Here is a 14,710-nt window from a genome sequence, read left to right as displayed (position 1 = left end):
AGCCATGCTCGAGATTGTCCGGCAGCAGATGATCTGCATCGTTGCGCCCGGCTGGCCCGGCGGAGGCGGTCTCCCGCAATCACTCCAGGATGCGCTGGACAGCCTCTTGCGCGATGTCGCGGTGGTTCACTTCGCTTCGATCGGGCTCCTGCCGGCGGTGGCCGATGCCGCGGAGCAAAGGCCCTCGCTGATGCTCGAGCTTGCGGTCGAGGAGGGCCTGCGCCCGTACGACCTGCTGTATCGCCTCATCCACCATCCCGGCGGCGCGATGTGGTCGCTGTTCGGCGCCATGGTCGCTCCCGGCGTTGCGGTCCCCACGGCGCAGCACGAGCAGCAATTGCTGGACAAGCTGATGCAGTGGCACAGCATCGCCGATGGCGCCTTCGTCGGCGCCCGCGACCGGTCGGTCCGGCAGATCAAGATGGAGCAGGACCTGCTCGAGCGCACGCGAGCCGAGGCGCGGACGCTGAAATCCAAATACGGCAATGATCGCACTGCGTTCGCGCTGGCGCTGGCGCGATGGGCATACGCAGACCCACGCTTCGAGTGGGCGGCCACGCCTGCACCGCGTTCCTACTGGCGCGGGAAGGGGGCCGGCATCGGCGCGAAGCTCGCCTATCCGGTAGCGGCGATCGTCCTGTGGTTTGTCGCGCTCTGGCTCATCTCGGCACTTCCGCGCGCCTACAATTGGTTCTTCGGCGAACCGGGTCCCATCGTGCAGGCCGTGGAGGACGCTGTCAGCAAGACGAGCAAATGTCTGCTGGCGATAAGTGGACACGGTTTGCTGGCGTTCGCGGTGATTGCATTTCTCGTGTGGCTGTTCCTGGTCCCGCTGCCTGCGCAATTCGTGTCATGGAGGCGCTGGTTGAACAGCGTTCAGCAAGAGCTCGACCGGCCGACTGAGACGTTCTCATCGCTGTCGACCTATGTCGGTGGCTGGGTCATCGGCGTGCCGCTGCTGCTGGCCATAGCCGCGTGCGCCATAGCCTACACTTTCGCGCCGCTGGCCTATGCGCTCGCTCCGGACTATATGGCGCGTATCGTCGAACCAAAGATACCAAAGCTGACCGGATTGGAGATCATCGGGATCGCCGTCGCTGTGATCGCCGTGGTGCTTTGCATCGGTGCGCTGTTCTATTGGCTCAATCGCCGCTTCACGAAGCTGAGCGAGCAGTTCTTCCATCCGCTCGAAGACGACGTTCCGCGTGCCCAGCAGATCCATCCGTCGGTCGAGAGATGCGAGGCGGAGCTGGTCCGCAAGACCCAGCACATGTTCAGCCTTACGGATGTGCGTCGTCCGAACGGGTGGAGCGCGTGGTGCATCCGGACGGCCCTGCGTATCGTGACATTCGCCGGACGGGTGTTTTTCACGCAAGGGTGGCTCGGAAATGCGCCGGGCATCCATTTCGGTCACTGGCACATCATCGACAACGGTCGCCGCTTTCTGTTCTGCTCGAACTATGACGGCAATTTCGGCGGCTATCTCGACGATTTCATCAACGGTGCTTCTACCGGAACCACGCTGGCCTGGCGGTGGACGGAGCTCAGTCCACGCGCGCCGGCGGTGGACGGTCAGCCTGGCATTGCCGCGCCGCGCAGCTTCCCGCCGACGCGCTTTGTCATCTTCCGTGGTGTGAAGTGCGAGCTGAAATTCAAGTCCTACGCGCGCGACAGCATGCTCCCGCACATCTACCATTTCGACGCGTGCAACAGGACGATCGAGCAGATCAATCTTGCGACCGGACTGCGCGACGCCCTGTTCGGCGAGCGCAACGAGAAGAACGACGACCTGATCATGAGGGCGATCGAGACATGAAGCACGCACCGCTTCTCTCCGAGCAAAGCGACGACATCCAGGGCATGCTGAAGAGCGGCTTCGGCTGGCTCAAGAGCAGCCGCTTCTGGTTGCTCACGATCCGCGAAGGCCGCGTGGATCAGGCCCGGGCCTGGCTCGCGAAACTCGTCGACAGCGGTTTGGTCGTCAGCGCCAAGCGTGTCGGGACGGGCAGGAAGAAATCGGAAGAGTCGATCAGCGAGGCCGTGGCGGTCGCCTTCAGTTTTTCAGGGCTGAAGAAGCTTGGCTGTACCGAGGCGGAAACGCATCCGTTTCCGACTGCTTTCAGCAGTGGCATGGGAAGCGCATTGCGCAAAGAGCTGTTGAGGGACGCTGGGCGTGATCAATGGCGCTGGTCGGATGTTGAAGACCCCGACGGCCGCCAAACCGTTCACATCCTCGTTGCGCAATGGTGGGTGCTCGACGAAAAATCGCGAATGGAGGATCCCGATCCGGATGCGTTCATCATCAGGACCGTTGAAAACAATCCTTGCTCGTTCAAGAAAGAGGAAGATGGCAAACTGCGCGAGCCGTTCGGGTTCCGCGACGGCCTCGCTCAACCCGTGATCCGCGGCCTCAGGGAAGAGGGGGGGGCCGCGCTGAAGCAGGCCAAACTGGATGCAGGCCAATTCTATGAGGATCGCGTCGTCGAGCCCGGAGAATTCATTCTTGGCTATCGCAACGAATATGACGAACTCACCTACTGTCCCAACGTGAAGGAGTGGCCGCAGTCCAGTGCCCGCTTCACGCTGAACGGAAGCTACCTGGCCGTGCGGCAGATCGCGCAGGATGTCGATGCGTTCGAGCGGTTCAAGACGGCTAATGGCCAGCACATCTGCGAAAAAATGATGGGGCGTCGGATGGACGGCATGCCGCTCGGATGGCAGGGACCTCTGGGGTCGGATTCGGCGGCGGACGCCTTCCGCTATCGAGTCCAGGACGCAAACGGCTTCGTTTGCCCCCAGGGAGCTCATGTCCGCCGGTCCAATCCGCGCGATTCCCTTGGCATCGATGTGCCATCGAGCATCAAATCATCCAAGCTGCACAGGTTGCTCCGCCGTGGACGGCCCTATCGTGAGACGACCGAAAGCGGCACGTCGTGCGATGGCTTGTTCTTTATCGCGTGCAATGCCGATATCGAGCGCCAGTTCGAGTTCATCCACCAGCGCTGGGTGCAAAACCCCCGGTTCGGGACTCTTGAAGGCCAGGACGATCCTGTCGTGGGTTCGTCGCCTGTCCCGAAGACGTTCACCATTCCGGGATTGCCGAGCGGCAGCGAAGTGACGCTGGCCTCGTTCACGCAGGCGCTCGGAGGCGGTTACTACTTCTTGCCGGGGATCGCGGCGCTTCAGTTCATCGCCGGAGGTCGCGCCGGTGCAAAGCCTGCCCCGTCGCGTCAGGTTGAAGCGGCCTCCTGAGAGGGAAGACGGCGGAGGGCTTAGTCCTGCGGCTCTGACGCCGCATCCCCTTGCGCGTCGATGCGCAGCCAGCCCGACGGAGCGAGGCGCTGCTGCGGCAGGAAGCGGGCCTTGTAGTCCATCTTCTTCGAGCCCTCGATCCAGTAGCCGAGATAGACATAGGGCAACCCTTGCCGACGGGCGCGGGCGATGTGGTCGAGGATCATGAAGGTGCCCATCGAGCGGCTGACCTGGCTCGGCTCGAAGAAGGAATAGACCATCGACAGGCCGTCGCTGAGCACGTCGGTGAGCGCAACCGCGATCAGCTCCTCGCCGCGGCCGGTGATACCGCTGTCGGGGCCGCGCTTGCGGTACTCGATGATGCGGGTCTCGACATGGCTGTCCTCGACCATCATGGCGTAGTCGAGCACGGTCATGTCGGCCATGCCGCCGTGGCGGTGGCGAGCGTCGAGATAGGCACGGAATACCGAATATTGCTCGGAGGTCGGGACCGCACTGCGCTGCTCGCCGATGATGTCGGCGTTACGCGCTATCACCTTGCGGAAGTTGCGGGACGGGCGGAACTCGTTGGCGATGACCCGGACCGACACGCAGGCGCGGCACTGGTCGCAGGCGGGCCGATAGGCGATCGACTGGCTGCGGCGGAAGCCGCCATGGGTCAGGAGGTCGTTGAGGTCGCCCGCGCGGTCACCCACGAGGTGCGTGAACACCTTGCGCTCATGCCGGCCCGGCAGATACGGGCAGGGAGAAGGCGCCGTAAGGTAAAATTGGGGGGTGTCGCGCGAGTGCTGGGTCAAGGGACGTCGTGGGCCTCCAAAACGGGTGTCAGCATCGCGCTACGGAAGCCCTCGGTCAATTGGTCTGCTCGGCAGGTCAGATCAGTCAGCTTAGCTGGCCCTGGTTGATAGGTTCTTGATCAGTAGGTTCTGGCGCCCTGGGGCAGGGGTGCGCGGACCGAGTTGTTGATCACGACCGTTCCGAGCACGAAGTCATGCAAAAGGCGCCGCCGGCCGTTGAACAGGCCGACCAGGACCACGAAGGGCGACAGGAACGAAACCGTCACCCAGAACAGGACGGCATGGGTGGCGCCGAGCACGAAATAGCCAGGAGCGCCGTACCAGGTGCGCAACTCCAGGTCCATCACCCGCATGCCGATCGTGGCCGACGACGGACCGCCGATGCAGGCGCCGTAATAGACGATGGCCCAGATCACGGAGGCCGGCCAGGCCAGCCAGAACAGCGCCCAGCCGATGCCGAGCGTGACCACGCCGAACAAGGCGATGAAGAGGTAGCCGAGGATGACCGGCACCGAGATCACGACCATGTCGATCAGGAAGGCGAACACCCGCCGCGTCGCGACGCCGCGGAACAGTTCCGGGTGCAGATATGGATCGTAAGCGTGCGGTTGCACCCCGCCGTCATTGCGCCAGGCGCCTGCCTGGGGTCCCGAATTGCCCGAGTCCGAATACGACATGGTCCATCCTCCAGATGGGAAACTTCCGTGGCAGGACATGGGAACAGGCCGTCCGCGTGCCAAGGGCGTCGGGATTAACAAGCCGAAATATTCCGGCGATTCGGGGGCGAGGGGGCGGGAGGAGGGACGGGCTGCAACCGCGAACCCAAGCGTCGTCCTGGCGAAAGCCAGGACCCATTACCCCAGGAAGAGTTTGGCGAAGACCAGAAGTTTGATTCCTTCGCTGGTACGAATACCGCCCGCCATCGATGGATCACGCGGTATGGGTCCTGGCTTTTGCCAGGACGACAATGACCTTACCCCTGCGCCCGCAGCTTCTCCGCCGCCTTCGGGGCAAAGTAGCTCAGCACGCCATCCGCGCCGGCGCGCTTGAAGGCGAGCAGGCTCTCCATCATCGCGCGGTCGCCGTCGAGCCAGCCGTTGCCCGCGGCCGCCGCGATCATCGCGTACTCACCGGACACCTGGTAGGCGAAGGTCGGCATCGCAAAGGTGTCCTTCACGCGGCGGACCACGTCGAGATAGGGCATGCCCGGCTTCACCATCACCATGTCGGCGCCCTCGGAGATGTCGAGCTCGACCTCGCGCAGCGCCTCGTCGGTGTTGGCGCTGTCCATCTGGTAGGTGCGCTTGTCGCCGGTCAGCGTCTTGGCCGAGCCGATGGCGTCCCGGAACGGGCCGTAGAAGGCGGAGGCGTATTTGGCCGCATAGGCCATGATCTGCACGTCGATGAGCCCTGCCTGGTCCAGTCCCTCGCGGATCGCGGCGACGCGGCCGTCCATCATGTCGGAGGGCGCGATGATGTCGCAGCCGGCTTCGGCCTGCACCAGGGCCTGGCGCACCAGCACGGCGACCGTCTCGTCGTTCAGGATCGCGCCGTCCGCGATCAGGCCGTCATGGCCGTGGCTGGTGAAGGGATCGAGCGCGACGTCGCAGAGGACCCCGATCTCCGGAAATTCCTTCTTGATCGCGCGTACCGCCTGGCAGACCAGATTATTCGGGTTGCAGGCCTCCGAGCCTTCCTCGTCGCGCAGGGACGGGTCGGTGTAGGGAAACAGCGCGATGCAAGGGATCGTAAGCTTCATCGCGCGCTCGGCCTCGCGCACGGCCTGGTCGACGCTGAGGCGCTCGACGCCCGGCATCGAGGCGATCTGCTCGCGCTTGTTGTTGCCGTCGATCAGGAACAGCGGCCAGATCAGATCGTCGGTGGTGAGCACGTTCTCGCGCACCATCCGCCGGGCCCACTCGGCCTTGCGGTTGCGGCGCGGACGGATGGCCAGATCGAGGGCTGGGGAGGCGGCTGCGCCATCCCGGCGCGAAACCTCGCGCAATTCGATCGGACGCCCGTATTTGATCGCCATCACTCTTCCTCCGGCTGGAATTATTCTTATACCAGCTCGCATGGTTCCCGTCACCGCGGCTTGACCTGCCGCAAGGGATGGCAGCCGATTGATTTTGCGGGGCGAAACAGCCAGAAGGGAGCCATGTCCGAGATCTCCACCCGCGATGCGGCCCGCGACAGCGCCAACGCCAGGGACGCCGCCAGAGACAATGCCAGAGACAATGCAATGTCGGTGGCGGCGATCTCGTCGGAGCGCCCGGAGTCCGACGACAATGTCTGGACGCGCCGGCTCGTGCTGTTCCTGCGGGTGATGGCGGTGCTCTCGATCCTCAAGGGCCTCTATCACTGGGCGCAGGTGACCGGCTTCGTCGGCGGCGAGGACGAGGCGTTCGAGAACCAGTCGATGGCCTGGCAGGCCGCGACCGTCTACTTCGCCGTGATCGAGCTCGTCGCCGCCGTCGGGCTGTGGCTCGCAACGCCCTGGGGCGCGGTGGTGTGGCTGACGACCGTGGTGTCGATGGCGGTGATCGAGCTGATGTTCCCGGGAATCTACGGCGGCAGCCTGGTCGTGGTCGGCGTCGAGGTCTTCATGCTCGCCGCTTATCTGGCGCTCGCCTGGATGGCCGCGCGCGAACGGCCGCCGTAGGGCACGCGCAGGACTCTTGTAGGATGGGTAGAGCGCAGCGAAACCCATCACCGACGTGCGCCCGCATCGATCGGTTTCGCTGCGCTCTACCCATCCAACGATCTGTTCAGCTCCGGGACACGAGAGCAGAGTTCGGCGCTTGGTTGACCGCTGGTTGCCTAAAATTCGAAGTAAGTTTTCGCTAACCTAGCCTGGTCCGCCACAGCTCTTACGCGCGCGTTTCGAAACGGGGCGGGGCTGTTCTGGAATGCGACAACCGGGGCGGACGGAGGGTGAACAGGACCTTGCGAGGGTCAACAGAGGGTTGCGAAAAGCCCTTGTGGCACAGGCTTAATCCGCAATTCACTGTCTTAAATTCATGATCTCTTTATTCTCTTATTTAAGCCGATCTTCAAACGAGCCCCTTAAGTTGCACCTATCAGACGGGACACAAGTTTCGTCGAATAAGTGTCGATAAAAACGACAACAGGGGAAGTGTCATGATGAAAGCCGTCGCAACTGCGGCAGATACCGCAGAGCGCGTCTCCGGCCAGCAGGGTTCGGTGCAGTCGCTCTATCTGGAAGCTTTGACTCTGGTGGAGCGGCTGCATCGCCGGCTCCTCGACGTCATCAAGGACGAGTTCGATCGCCGCGGTCGCGCCGACATCAACTCGGTGCAGGCGCTCCTGCTCTACAACATCGGCGACAAGGAGCTGACCGCGGGCGAGCTGCGCACGCGCGGCTACTATCTCGGCTCCAACGTCTCCTACAATCTGAAGAAGCTTGTCGAGCTCGGCTTCCTCGATCACCAGCGCTCGCGCGTCGATCGCCGCTCGGTGCGCATCCGCCTGACGCCGCAGGGCCAGGAAGTCCGCCGTATCGTCGACTCGCTCTACCAGAAGCACGTCAAGACGGTCGAGCAGGTCGGCGGCATCTCGGGCGAGGAATTCTCGACCCTCAACAAGTCGCTGCACCGTCTCGAGCGGTTCTGGACTGATCAGATCCTGTATCGGCTCTGAGTTTCCAAGGGATGGCCAAGCCGGCCCGCAACAAGACCGGCAAGCCTCCCGAACGTGCCTGACTTCCCCAAGCGCACCGGCCCGGTTTCTCCCGGACCGGTGCGTTTTGTCATTTTGCAGCTGCGAGAAAATTCGTCGATCGGGTGGAACCGGAGCCCGGTATCGCCGTTAGTTCTCTGGATTCGGAGGATGCGATGCTGGTCGGGCGCGGGCTGCAGGTCATGAACGTCCAACTCGTGAGTGATGCCTATGCCATCGCCGCGAATTACCTCCGCCGCTCCGGTGCGATTCCCGACACGCTCGTCACCAACGAACACCTGCTCGAGATCATCATCAAGCTGCTCCAGCACGGCGAATTCAACAAGATCAGGCTCGCCAACAAGGCGATCGCCAGGTTCGAGACGCAGTCCGAGGCCCGCGCGGTTGCCTGATCAAAACTCCCGACATTCCAGAGAACCAGAGGGTGCCATGGACGCTGCCATCGACCGCATCATGCAGACCTATGACCTGCTCGCCAATCGCACGGCGGCGGCCAGCGAGGAGGCACGCGCCAAGGTGACGAACTACCTCAACACGCTGATTGAAGCGGGTGAGAAGGACCCGCACAGGTTGACGGTCTGCGGCCTGACCTATTTGCGCCAGCTCGACGGCAGCGTGGACCCCGTGAAGGCCGGGTATACGGGGCTCTAAGGGGGAGGGGCGGCTCTCATCGGCCGGCAGGACTTTAAGGTCCAAAACGGCCCCTTCAGGCATCATCGGAACGGGGCGGTTCCAGCGAACCGCTCCAGCGTCCGGATCCTTCAATCCCCACCATATCTTGCATAAATATCAGGCCCGACCCGCAACTACTTGGCCGGGGGCGGGCGATGTGGTAGATCGCGCTCGCCGCTTCCGATCGCCACACCAGACCCGCCCGTAGCCCGCCAAAAGGCTGCGGCGGTGGAGATATTCGCAAGATGACCTCAGCCAAAACCGCCTCCGCGCCCGATTCGTTTTTCACCGCCTCGCTCGACCAGGCCGACCCGGAAATCGCAGCCGCCATCAAGGGCGAGCTCGGCCGGCAGCGCCATGAGGTCGAGCTGATCGCCTCCGAGAACATCGTCAGCCGTGCCGTGCTGGAAGCGCAGGGTTCGGTGATGACCAACAAATATGCGGAAGGTTATCCGGGCGCGCGTTACTATGGCGGTTGCGAGTGGGTCGACGTCGCCGAGAACCTCGCGATCGACCGCGCCAAGAAGCTGTTTGGCGCTGGCTTCGCCAACGTCCAGCCGAACTCCGGCAGCCAGATGAACCAGGCGGTGTTCCTGGCGCTGCTCCAGCCCGGCGACACCTTCATGGGCCTCGACCTCGCGGCCGGCGGCCATCTCACCCATGGCTCGCCCGTCAACATGAGCGGCAAGTGGTTCAAGGCCGCGCACTATACCGTGCGCCGCGAGGACCAGATCATCGACATGGACGCGGTCCAGAAGCAGGCCGAGGAGGTCAAGCCGAAGCTGATCGTGGCCGGCGGCTCGGCCTATTCGCGCGCCTGGGACTTCAAGCGCTTCCGCGAGATCGCGGACAGCGTCGGCGCGTATCTGCTGGTCGACATGGCGCACTTCGCCGGCCTCGTCGCCGGCGGCGTGCATGCCTCGCCGGTGCCGTATGCGCACGTCACCACCACGACGACGCACAAGTCGCTGCGCGGTCCGCGCGGCGGCCTGATCCTCTCTAACGACGAGACACTCGCCAAGAAGCTCAACTCGGCGATCTTCCCGGGCCTGCAGGGCGGCCCCCTGATGCATGTGATTGCGGCGAAGGCGGTCGCCTTCGGCGAGGCGCTGCGTCCGGACTTCAAGGTCTATGCGAAGAACGTCGTCGAGAACGCCAAGGCGCTGGCCGAGGCGATGAAGAGCCACGGGTTCGATATTGTGTCCGGCGGCACCGACAACCATCTGATGCTGGTCGACCTCAGGCCGAAGGGCCTGAAGGGCAACGTCTCGGAGAAGGCGCTGGTCCGCGCAGCCATCACCTGCAACAAGAACGGCATTCCCTTCGACCCCGAAAAGCCCTTCGTGACCTCGGGTCTGCGTCTCGGCACCCCGGCGGCTACGACCCGCGGTTTCGGCGTCGCTGAATTCCAGCAGGTCGGCGGCATGATCGCCGAGGTTCTCAACGCGATCGCGCAGTCCGACGACGGCAAGGCGCCGCTGGTGGAAGCCGCGATCAAGGAACGGGTCAAGGCGCTCACCGACCGGTTCCCGATCTATCAGTAAGGCTAGGCCAAGCGGATGCGCTGCCCGAACTGCAACAGTCTCGATACGCAGGTAAAGGACTCGCGTCCGACCGAGGACTCGTCCGTGATCCGCAGGCGGCGCGTGTGCGTCGCCTGCAATTTCCGCTTCACCACCTTCGAGCGCGTGCAGCTGCGCGAACTCACGGTGATCAAGCGCAACGGCCGCCGTGTGCCGTTCGACCGCGACAAGCTGATGCGCTCGGTGCAGATCTCGCTTCGCAAGCGGCAGGTCGAGCCGGAGCGGGTGGAGAAGATGGTCTCCACCATCGTGCGCGAGCTCGAGACCGGGGGCGAAGCCGAGATCTCCTCCGAGGTGATCGGCGAGACCGTGATGGAGCATCTGCGCACGCTCGACGACGTCGCCTATGTGCGCTTCGCCTCGGTCTACCGCAATTTCCGTGAGGCCAAGGATTTCGCCGACGTGCTCGGCGAGCTCTCCGGTGAGGAGGAAGCGCGGCTCGCCGCGATCCGCAAATGATCTTCCGCATCCTGGAGGATCAGTTCGCGCAGAAGATCCGCGAATCCAAGGACGCCGATCGCCGCTTCATGCAGCTTGCGCTGGCGCTCGGCCGGCGCGGGCAGGGGCGGACCTGGCCCAATCCGGCCGTCGGCGCCGTCATCGTGAAAGACGGCGTCATCGTCGGCCGCGGCTGGACGCAGCCCGGCGGACGTCCGCATGGCGAGCCCGAGGCCTTGCGGCGTGCCGGTGAGGCGGCGCGCGGGGCCACGCTCTACGTCACGCTGGAGCCGTGCTCGCATTTCGGCAAATCGCCGCCTTGTGCCGATGCGGTGATTGCGGCCGGCATCAAGCGCGTGGTGGCGGCGATCGAGGATCCCAATCCTGAAGTCGCAGGCCAGGGCCATGCCCGTCTGCGTGCTGCCGGCATCACCGTTGACGTGGGTCTCTGCGCGGCGGAGGCTGCGTTCGACCACGCCGGGCATTTCCGCCGCATCCGCGACAGGCGCCCACATGTGATCCTGAAGCTCGCAGTCTCGCCCGACGGCAAGATCGGCGCCGCCGGCGGCAAGCCGGTCGCGATCACGGGCGAAGCTGTGCGCAATCGCGTCCATCTGCTCCGCGCGCAGAGCGATGCCATCCTGGTCGGCATCGGCACGGTGCTGGCGGATGATCCGCTTCTCACCTGCCGCCTGCCGGGCATGGCGGCGCGTTCGCCGGTGCGCGTGGTGCTCGACCAGAGCCTGCGCATGTCCGCAGCGAGCCAGCTCGTGCGCTCCGCGCGCGAGACGCCGCTGTGGGTGGTGGGCTCTGAACTTGCCGAGGCTGCGGCCGCCACGCGGCTTGGAGCAGCCGGCGCGCAGATCATCCGCGTACCGCCGGGAAACGCCTCCGGGCTCGATCTGCCGGCAGTGCTGCATGTGCTGGCCGAGAAGGGCATTTCGCGGCTGATGGTCGAGGGCGGCAGCCGCGTTGCGGCTTCGTTCGTGGCGGCCGATCTCGTCGACGAGATCTGGCTGTTCCGCGGCGCGGAAGAGGTCGGCAGCAGCGGCGTCGATGCGCTCGATGCATTGCCCCTGTCGAAAATCACGCAGTCGCAGGCCTACAAGGTTCATGCTAGCGAGACATTCGACAAGGATACTCTCACCATCTACGAGCGCGCCTAAAATGTTCACCGGCATTGTCACCGATCTCGGCGAGATCGTCAGCTTCACGCCAACGGCGCAGGGCCAGTTGCACCGGCTGCGCATCGCCTGCAGCTACGATCAGACCACCATTGCCGATGGCGCCTCGATCGCCTGCAACGGCGTCTGCCTGACGGTCGTCGCTTCAGGTGTCGCGGGCGGCAAGACCTGGTTCGACGTCGACGCGGCCGCCGAGACGCTGGCGCTCACGACGGCAAAGCACTGGAGGGTGGGCACCAGGCTCAACCTCGAACGCGCGCTCAAGATCGGCGATGAGCTCGGCGGCCATATCGTCGCCGGTCACGCCGACGGGATTGCGACCATCGTCAGCCGCGAGGACCTGCCCGACATGGCGCGGTTCGTGCTCTCCACGACGCGCGAGCTGGCGCGGTTCATCGCCACCAAGGGATCGATTACGCTCGACGGCGTCTCGCTGACGGTCAATACGGTTGCGGACGTGACCTTTTCGGTGCTGATTATCCCGCACACGCTGACCGTCACGACGATCGGCGGCTGGAAGGCGGGGGCCGAGGTCAATATCGAGGTCGACCTGATGGCCCGCTACGCGGCGCGGCTGACGGAAATGAAGTGACGGCAAAGCCGTCATTCCGGGGCGGTCTGTAGGACCGAACCCGGAATCTCGAGATTCCGGGTTCGCTTCGCGCCCCGGAATGACAGTTTAAAACTTGGCTTACATGCGTTCGGCGACTACATAGCGCCGACCCCTGTGAAACGGATTGAACGATGGCAGACGCGCGGCGCGCACCCTTGAAGGACCAGACCGACATTTCCGGCGCGCGTGCGCTGATTGTCGAGGCGCGGTTCTATGACGATCTCCAGGATGCGTTACTGGACGGCGCAGTGGCCGAGCTGAAGGCCGCCGGCCTGACGCATGACGTCATCACGGTTCCCGGCGCGCTGGAGATCCCGGCGGCGGTGGCCATTGCGGTCGATGCCGCGGCGGCCAACGGCAAGCCCTACGATGCGGTGATCGCGCTCGGCTGCGTGATCCGCGGCGACACCATCCATTTCGAGATCGTCTCGCAGGAATCCTCCCGAGCGCTGATGGACCTTGCGGTTTCGCGAAAGCTCCCGCTCGGCAACGGCATTCTCACCGTCAACACCGAGGCGCAGGCCTGGGCGCGGGCGCGCGCCAGCGAGCTCAACAAGGGCGGCGATGCCGCGCGCGCTGCGCTTGCGATGCTGCGCATCAAGCGCCGCCTGGCGCGGGCCTGAGCCATGGCCGACAACAACAAGAAGCCGGCGGGGCTTACGGAGAAGAAGGCGAACCGGCGCGGTGCGGCGCGGCTCGCGGCCGTCCAGGCGCTGTACCAGATGGATATCGCCGGCGCCGGCATCAACGACATCTTCGCCGAGTTCGAGAGCCACTGGCTCGGCAACGAGGTCGAGGGCGACACCTACCTGCCGGCCGAAGCCGCGTTCTTCCGCGACGTCGTCTCCGGCGTCGTGCGCGACCAGAAGAAGCTCGACCCCCTGATCGACGAGGCGCTGTCGAAGGGCTGGCCATTGAAGCGGATCGAGGCGATCCTGCGCGCGGTGCTGCGGGCCGGGGCCTATGAGCTCCAGCATCGCAAGGACGTGCCGGGCCGCGTCGTGGTCTCCGAATATGTCGACGTTGCCAATGCCTTCGTCGATCGCGAGGAGACCGGCATGGTGAATGCGGTGCTCGACCAGATCGGCCGTCAGTTTCGCGGTGACGAGTTCGGGCGAGGGTAAACACATATTCCGCTGTCATCCCCCGCCTTGTGCGCAGTTGCGCACTGGGGCGGGTGATCCAGTACGCCGCGGCAGCGGTTATTGAAATCGGGCGTCTCGGCGTACTGGATCGCCCGGTCAAGCCGGGCGATGACAGTGGAGTTTGGGGCTAGCGCCGATGACCAACGCACCGGAAAACTCCGCCGAAGACTCCCTCATCGCGCGCTATTTCAAGCCGCTGGCGACCGATCCCGGTGCGTTCGGGCTGGTCGACGATGCCGCGGTCCTGTCCTCGTCCGGCGACGACATCGTCGTCACCACCGATGCCGTGATCGAGGGTGTGCACTATCTTGCCACCGACCCACCCGACACCATCGCGCGCAAGGCGCTGCGGGTGAACCTGTCCGATCTCGCCGCCAAGGGCGCCGTGCCGGCCGGCTTCGTGCTGACGCTGGCGCTGCGGAGCAAGGAGGACGCCTGGCTCGGGCCGTTCGCGGATGCGCTGGGCGAGGATGCGAAAACCTTCGCGTGCCCGCTGCTCGGCGGCGACACGGTGTCGACGCCGGGGCCGCAAATGATCTCGATCACCGCCTTCGGCCGCGTGCCACGGGGTCGGATGGTCGGCCGCACCGGGGCGCGGCCAGGCGACCGTATCCTGGTGACAGGCACGATCGGCGATGCCGCGCTCGGACTTGACGTGCTCACGGGCGGCGCTGCGGCTGCGGCGCTGGCGTCCGATCCTGCCGCAAGGGAAGCTCTGGTTTCGCGCTATCGCATTCCGCAGCCACGCAACATGCTGGCGCGTGCGGTGAGGGACCATGCGTCGGCTGCGATGGACGTCTCCGACGGGCTCGCCGGCGACCTGACAAAACTCTGCGCGGCGTCGGGCGTCTCGGCCTCTGTGGACGTGGCGAACGTGCCGCTCTCGGCCGCCGCGGCGGGCCTGATCGTGCGCAACGCCGTTTGCGTCGAGACGCTGCTTGCCGGGGGCGACGATTACGAGGTGCTGTGCACGGTGCCGCCGGCGCAAAGCGATGCGCTGATTGCCGCGGGGCGGGCCGCTGGCGTTGCGGTCACGGCGATCGGCACGATCGTCGCAGGGAGCGCGCGGCCGCGCTTCCTGGACGGGCAGGGCCAGGAATTGGCTTTGAAGCGGCTGTCCTACAGCCACTTCTAGGAATTGCTCCAAATCGCGGCGTCCGGGCGATGGGCTGAGGACTTGGAGCTCAGGACTTGCTCAGGACTTGCTCAGGACTTGGCCTAAATACTTGCCGAGATCGGCTTTTTCGGCCGCTTCCGGCGTTGCACCATCAAGTTGATTTTGGCAAGCTCGCGACCGACTGAGGCCGCCCCTTCGGGAAAGGGGGCG

General features: G+C 64.8%; 16 protein-coding genes. 13 read left to right on the top strand and 3 right to left on the bottom strand.

What is annotated here, in order from left to right; all coding sequences use genetic code 11:
* The first annotated feature begins 4 nt into the window (after nt 1–4).
* Nucleotides 5–1,816, top strand: coding sequence for a hypothetical protein (locus WN73_RS21575; protein ID WP_028171626.1), 1,812 nt, complete (start codon nt 5–7; stop codon nt 1,814–1,816).
* Entirely contained in the window at nt 1,813–3,252 is a 1,440-nt protein-coding gene (locus WN73_RS21570; RefSeq protein ID WP_271554675.1) for a Dyp-type peroxidase, read from the top strand. The genes WN73_RS21575 and WN73_RS21570 overlap by 4 nt, the downstream gene beginning before the upstream one ends.
* A gap of 20 nt (nt 3,253–3,272) precedes the next feature.
* Here the strand turns inward: WN73_RS21570 and WN73_RS21565 are convergent, their stop codons facing one another.
* From WN73_RS21565 to hemB, 3 genes are all read right to left on the bottom strand, one after another.
* Nucleotides 3,273–4,049 carry an arginyltransferase gene (locus WN73_RS21565; protein ID WP_011087800.1) on the bottom strand — a complete coding sequence of 259 codons (777 nt, stop codon included), beginning with the start codon at nt 4,047–4,049 and terminating at the stop codon, nt 3,273–3,275.
* 119 nt (nt 4,050–4,168) lie between these two features.
* Complete coding sequence (locus tag WN73_RS21560) at nt 4,169–4,726, bottom strand: RDD family protein (protein WP_060912472.1); 558 nt, start codon at nt 4,724–4,726, stop codon at nt 4,169–4,171.
* Nucleotides 4,727–5,022: 296 nt separating this feature from the next.
* The gene (gene hemB, locus WN73_RS21555) at nt 5,023–6,084 is read right to left on the bottom strand and encodes a porphobilinogen synthase (RefSeq protein ID WP_028171629.1); all 1,062 of its coding nucleotides are present in this window, start codon (nt 6,082–6,084) and stop codon (nt 5,023–5,025) included.
* A 123-nt stretch (nt 6,085–6,207) separates the two neighbouring features.
* Here hemB and WN73_RS21550 point away from each other — a divergent pair, with 123 nt between their 5' ends.
* The 11 genes from WN73_RS21550 to thiL all read left to right on the top strand — a co-directional run bounded on the left by WN73_RS21550 (nt 6,208) and on the right by thiL (nt 14,518).
* The gene (locus WN73_RS21550; RefSeq protein WP_060912471.1) at nt 6,208–6,711 is read left to right on the top strand and encodes a DUF6163 family protein; all 504 of its coding nucleotides are present in this window, start codon (nt 6,208–6,210) and stop codon (nt 6,709–6,711) included.
* A 479-nt stretch (nt 6,712–7,190) separates the two neighbouring features.
* Nucleotides 7,191–7,709: a transcriptional regulator LdtR gene (ldtR, locus tag WN73_RS21545; protein ID WP_011087797.1), complete on the top strand. Its 519-nt coding sequence runs from the start codon at nt 7,191–7,193 to the stop codon at nt 7,707–7,709.
* Between the two features lie 194 nt (nt 7,710–7,903).
* Nucleotides 7,904–8,140, top strand: a complete 237-nt coding sequence (locus WN73_RS21540; RefSeq protein WP_028171631.1) for a hypothetical protein — start codon at nt 7,904–7,906, stop codon at nt 8,138–8,140.
* A gap of 37 nt (nt 8,141–8,177) precedes the next feature.
* Nucleotides 8,178–8,399, top strand: a complete 222-nt coding sequence (locus tag WN73_RS21535) for a hypothetical protein (RefSeq protein ID WP_011087795.1) — start codon at nt 8,178–8,180, stop codon at nt 8,397–8,399.
* 266 nt (nt 8,400–8,665) lie between these two features.
* On the top strand, nt 8,666–9,964 hold the full coding sequence (glyA, locus tag WN73_RS21530) for a serine hydroxymethyltransferase (protein ID WP_110116252.1): 1,299 nt from the start codon (nt 8,666–8,668) through the stop codon (nt 9,962–9,964).
* 15 nt (nt 9,965–9,979) lie between these two features.
* Entirely contained in the window at nt 9,980–10,462 is a 483-nt protein-coding gene (gene nrdR / locus WN73_RS21525; protein ID WP_011087793.1) for a transcriptional regulator NrdR, read from the top strand.
* Nucleotides 10,459–11,607, top strand: coding sequence for a bifunctional diaminohydroxyphosphoribosylaminopyrimidine deaminase/5-amino-6-(5-phosphoribosylamino)uracil reductase RibD (ribD, locus tag WN73_RS21520; RefSeq protein ID WP_011087792.1), 1,149 nt, complete (start codon nt 10,459–10,461; stop codon nt 11,605–11,607). Before nrdR ends, ribD begins: the two co-directional genes overlap by 4 nt.
* Nucleotide 11,608: 1 nt before the next feature.
* Nucleotides 11,609–12,217 (top strand): riboflavin synthase, encoded by a 609-nt coding sequence (locus tag WN73_RS21515; protein WP_028171634.1) that lies wholly within the window; start codon nt 11,609–11,611, stop codon nt 12,215–12,217.
* A 152-nt stretch (nt 12,218–12,369) separates the two neighbouring features.
* Nucleotides 12,370–12,861 (top strand): 6,7-dimethyl-8-ribityllumazine synthase, encoded by a 492-nt coding sequence (ribH, locus tag WN73_RS21510; RefSeq protein WP_011087790.1) that lies wholly within the window; start codon nt 12,370–12,372, stop codon nt 12,859–12,861.
* Between the two features lie 3 nt (nt 12,862–12,864).
* A complete protein-coding gene (gene nusB, locus WN73_RS21505; protein ID WP_011087789.1) occupies nt 12,865–13,362 on the top strand; it encodes a transcription antitermination factor NusB in 498 nt (165 codons plus the stop codon).
* A 157-nt stretch (nt 13,363–13,519) separates the two neighbouring features.
* Nucleotides 13,520–14,518: a thiamine-phosphate kinase gene (gene thiL / locus WN73_RS21500; protein ID WP_271554665.1), complete on the top strand. Its 999-nt coding sequence runs from the start codon at nt 13,520–13,522 to the stop codon at nt 14,516–14,518.
* Nucleotides 14,519–14,710: the final 192 nt, after the last annotated feature.

Origin of the sequence: Bradyrhizobium sp. CCBAU 45394, from assembly GCF_028128655.1 — a bacterium.
GTDB lineage: Bacteria > Pseudomonadota > Alphaproteobacteria > Rhizobiales > Xanthobacteraceae > Bradyrhizobium > Bradyrhizobium diazoefficiens.
Note: the sequence above shows the minus strand (reverse complement) of the source record. Positions and strands in the feature narration are given on the sequence as shown.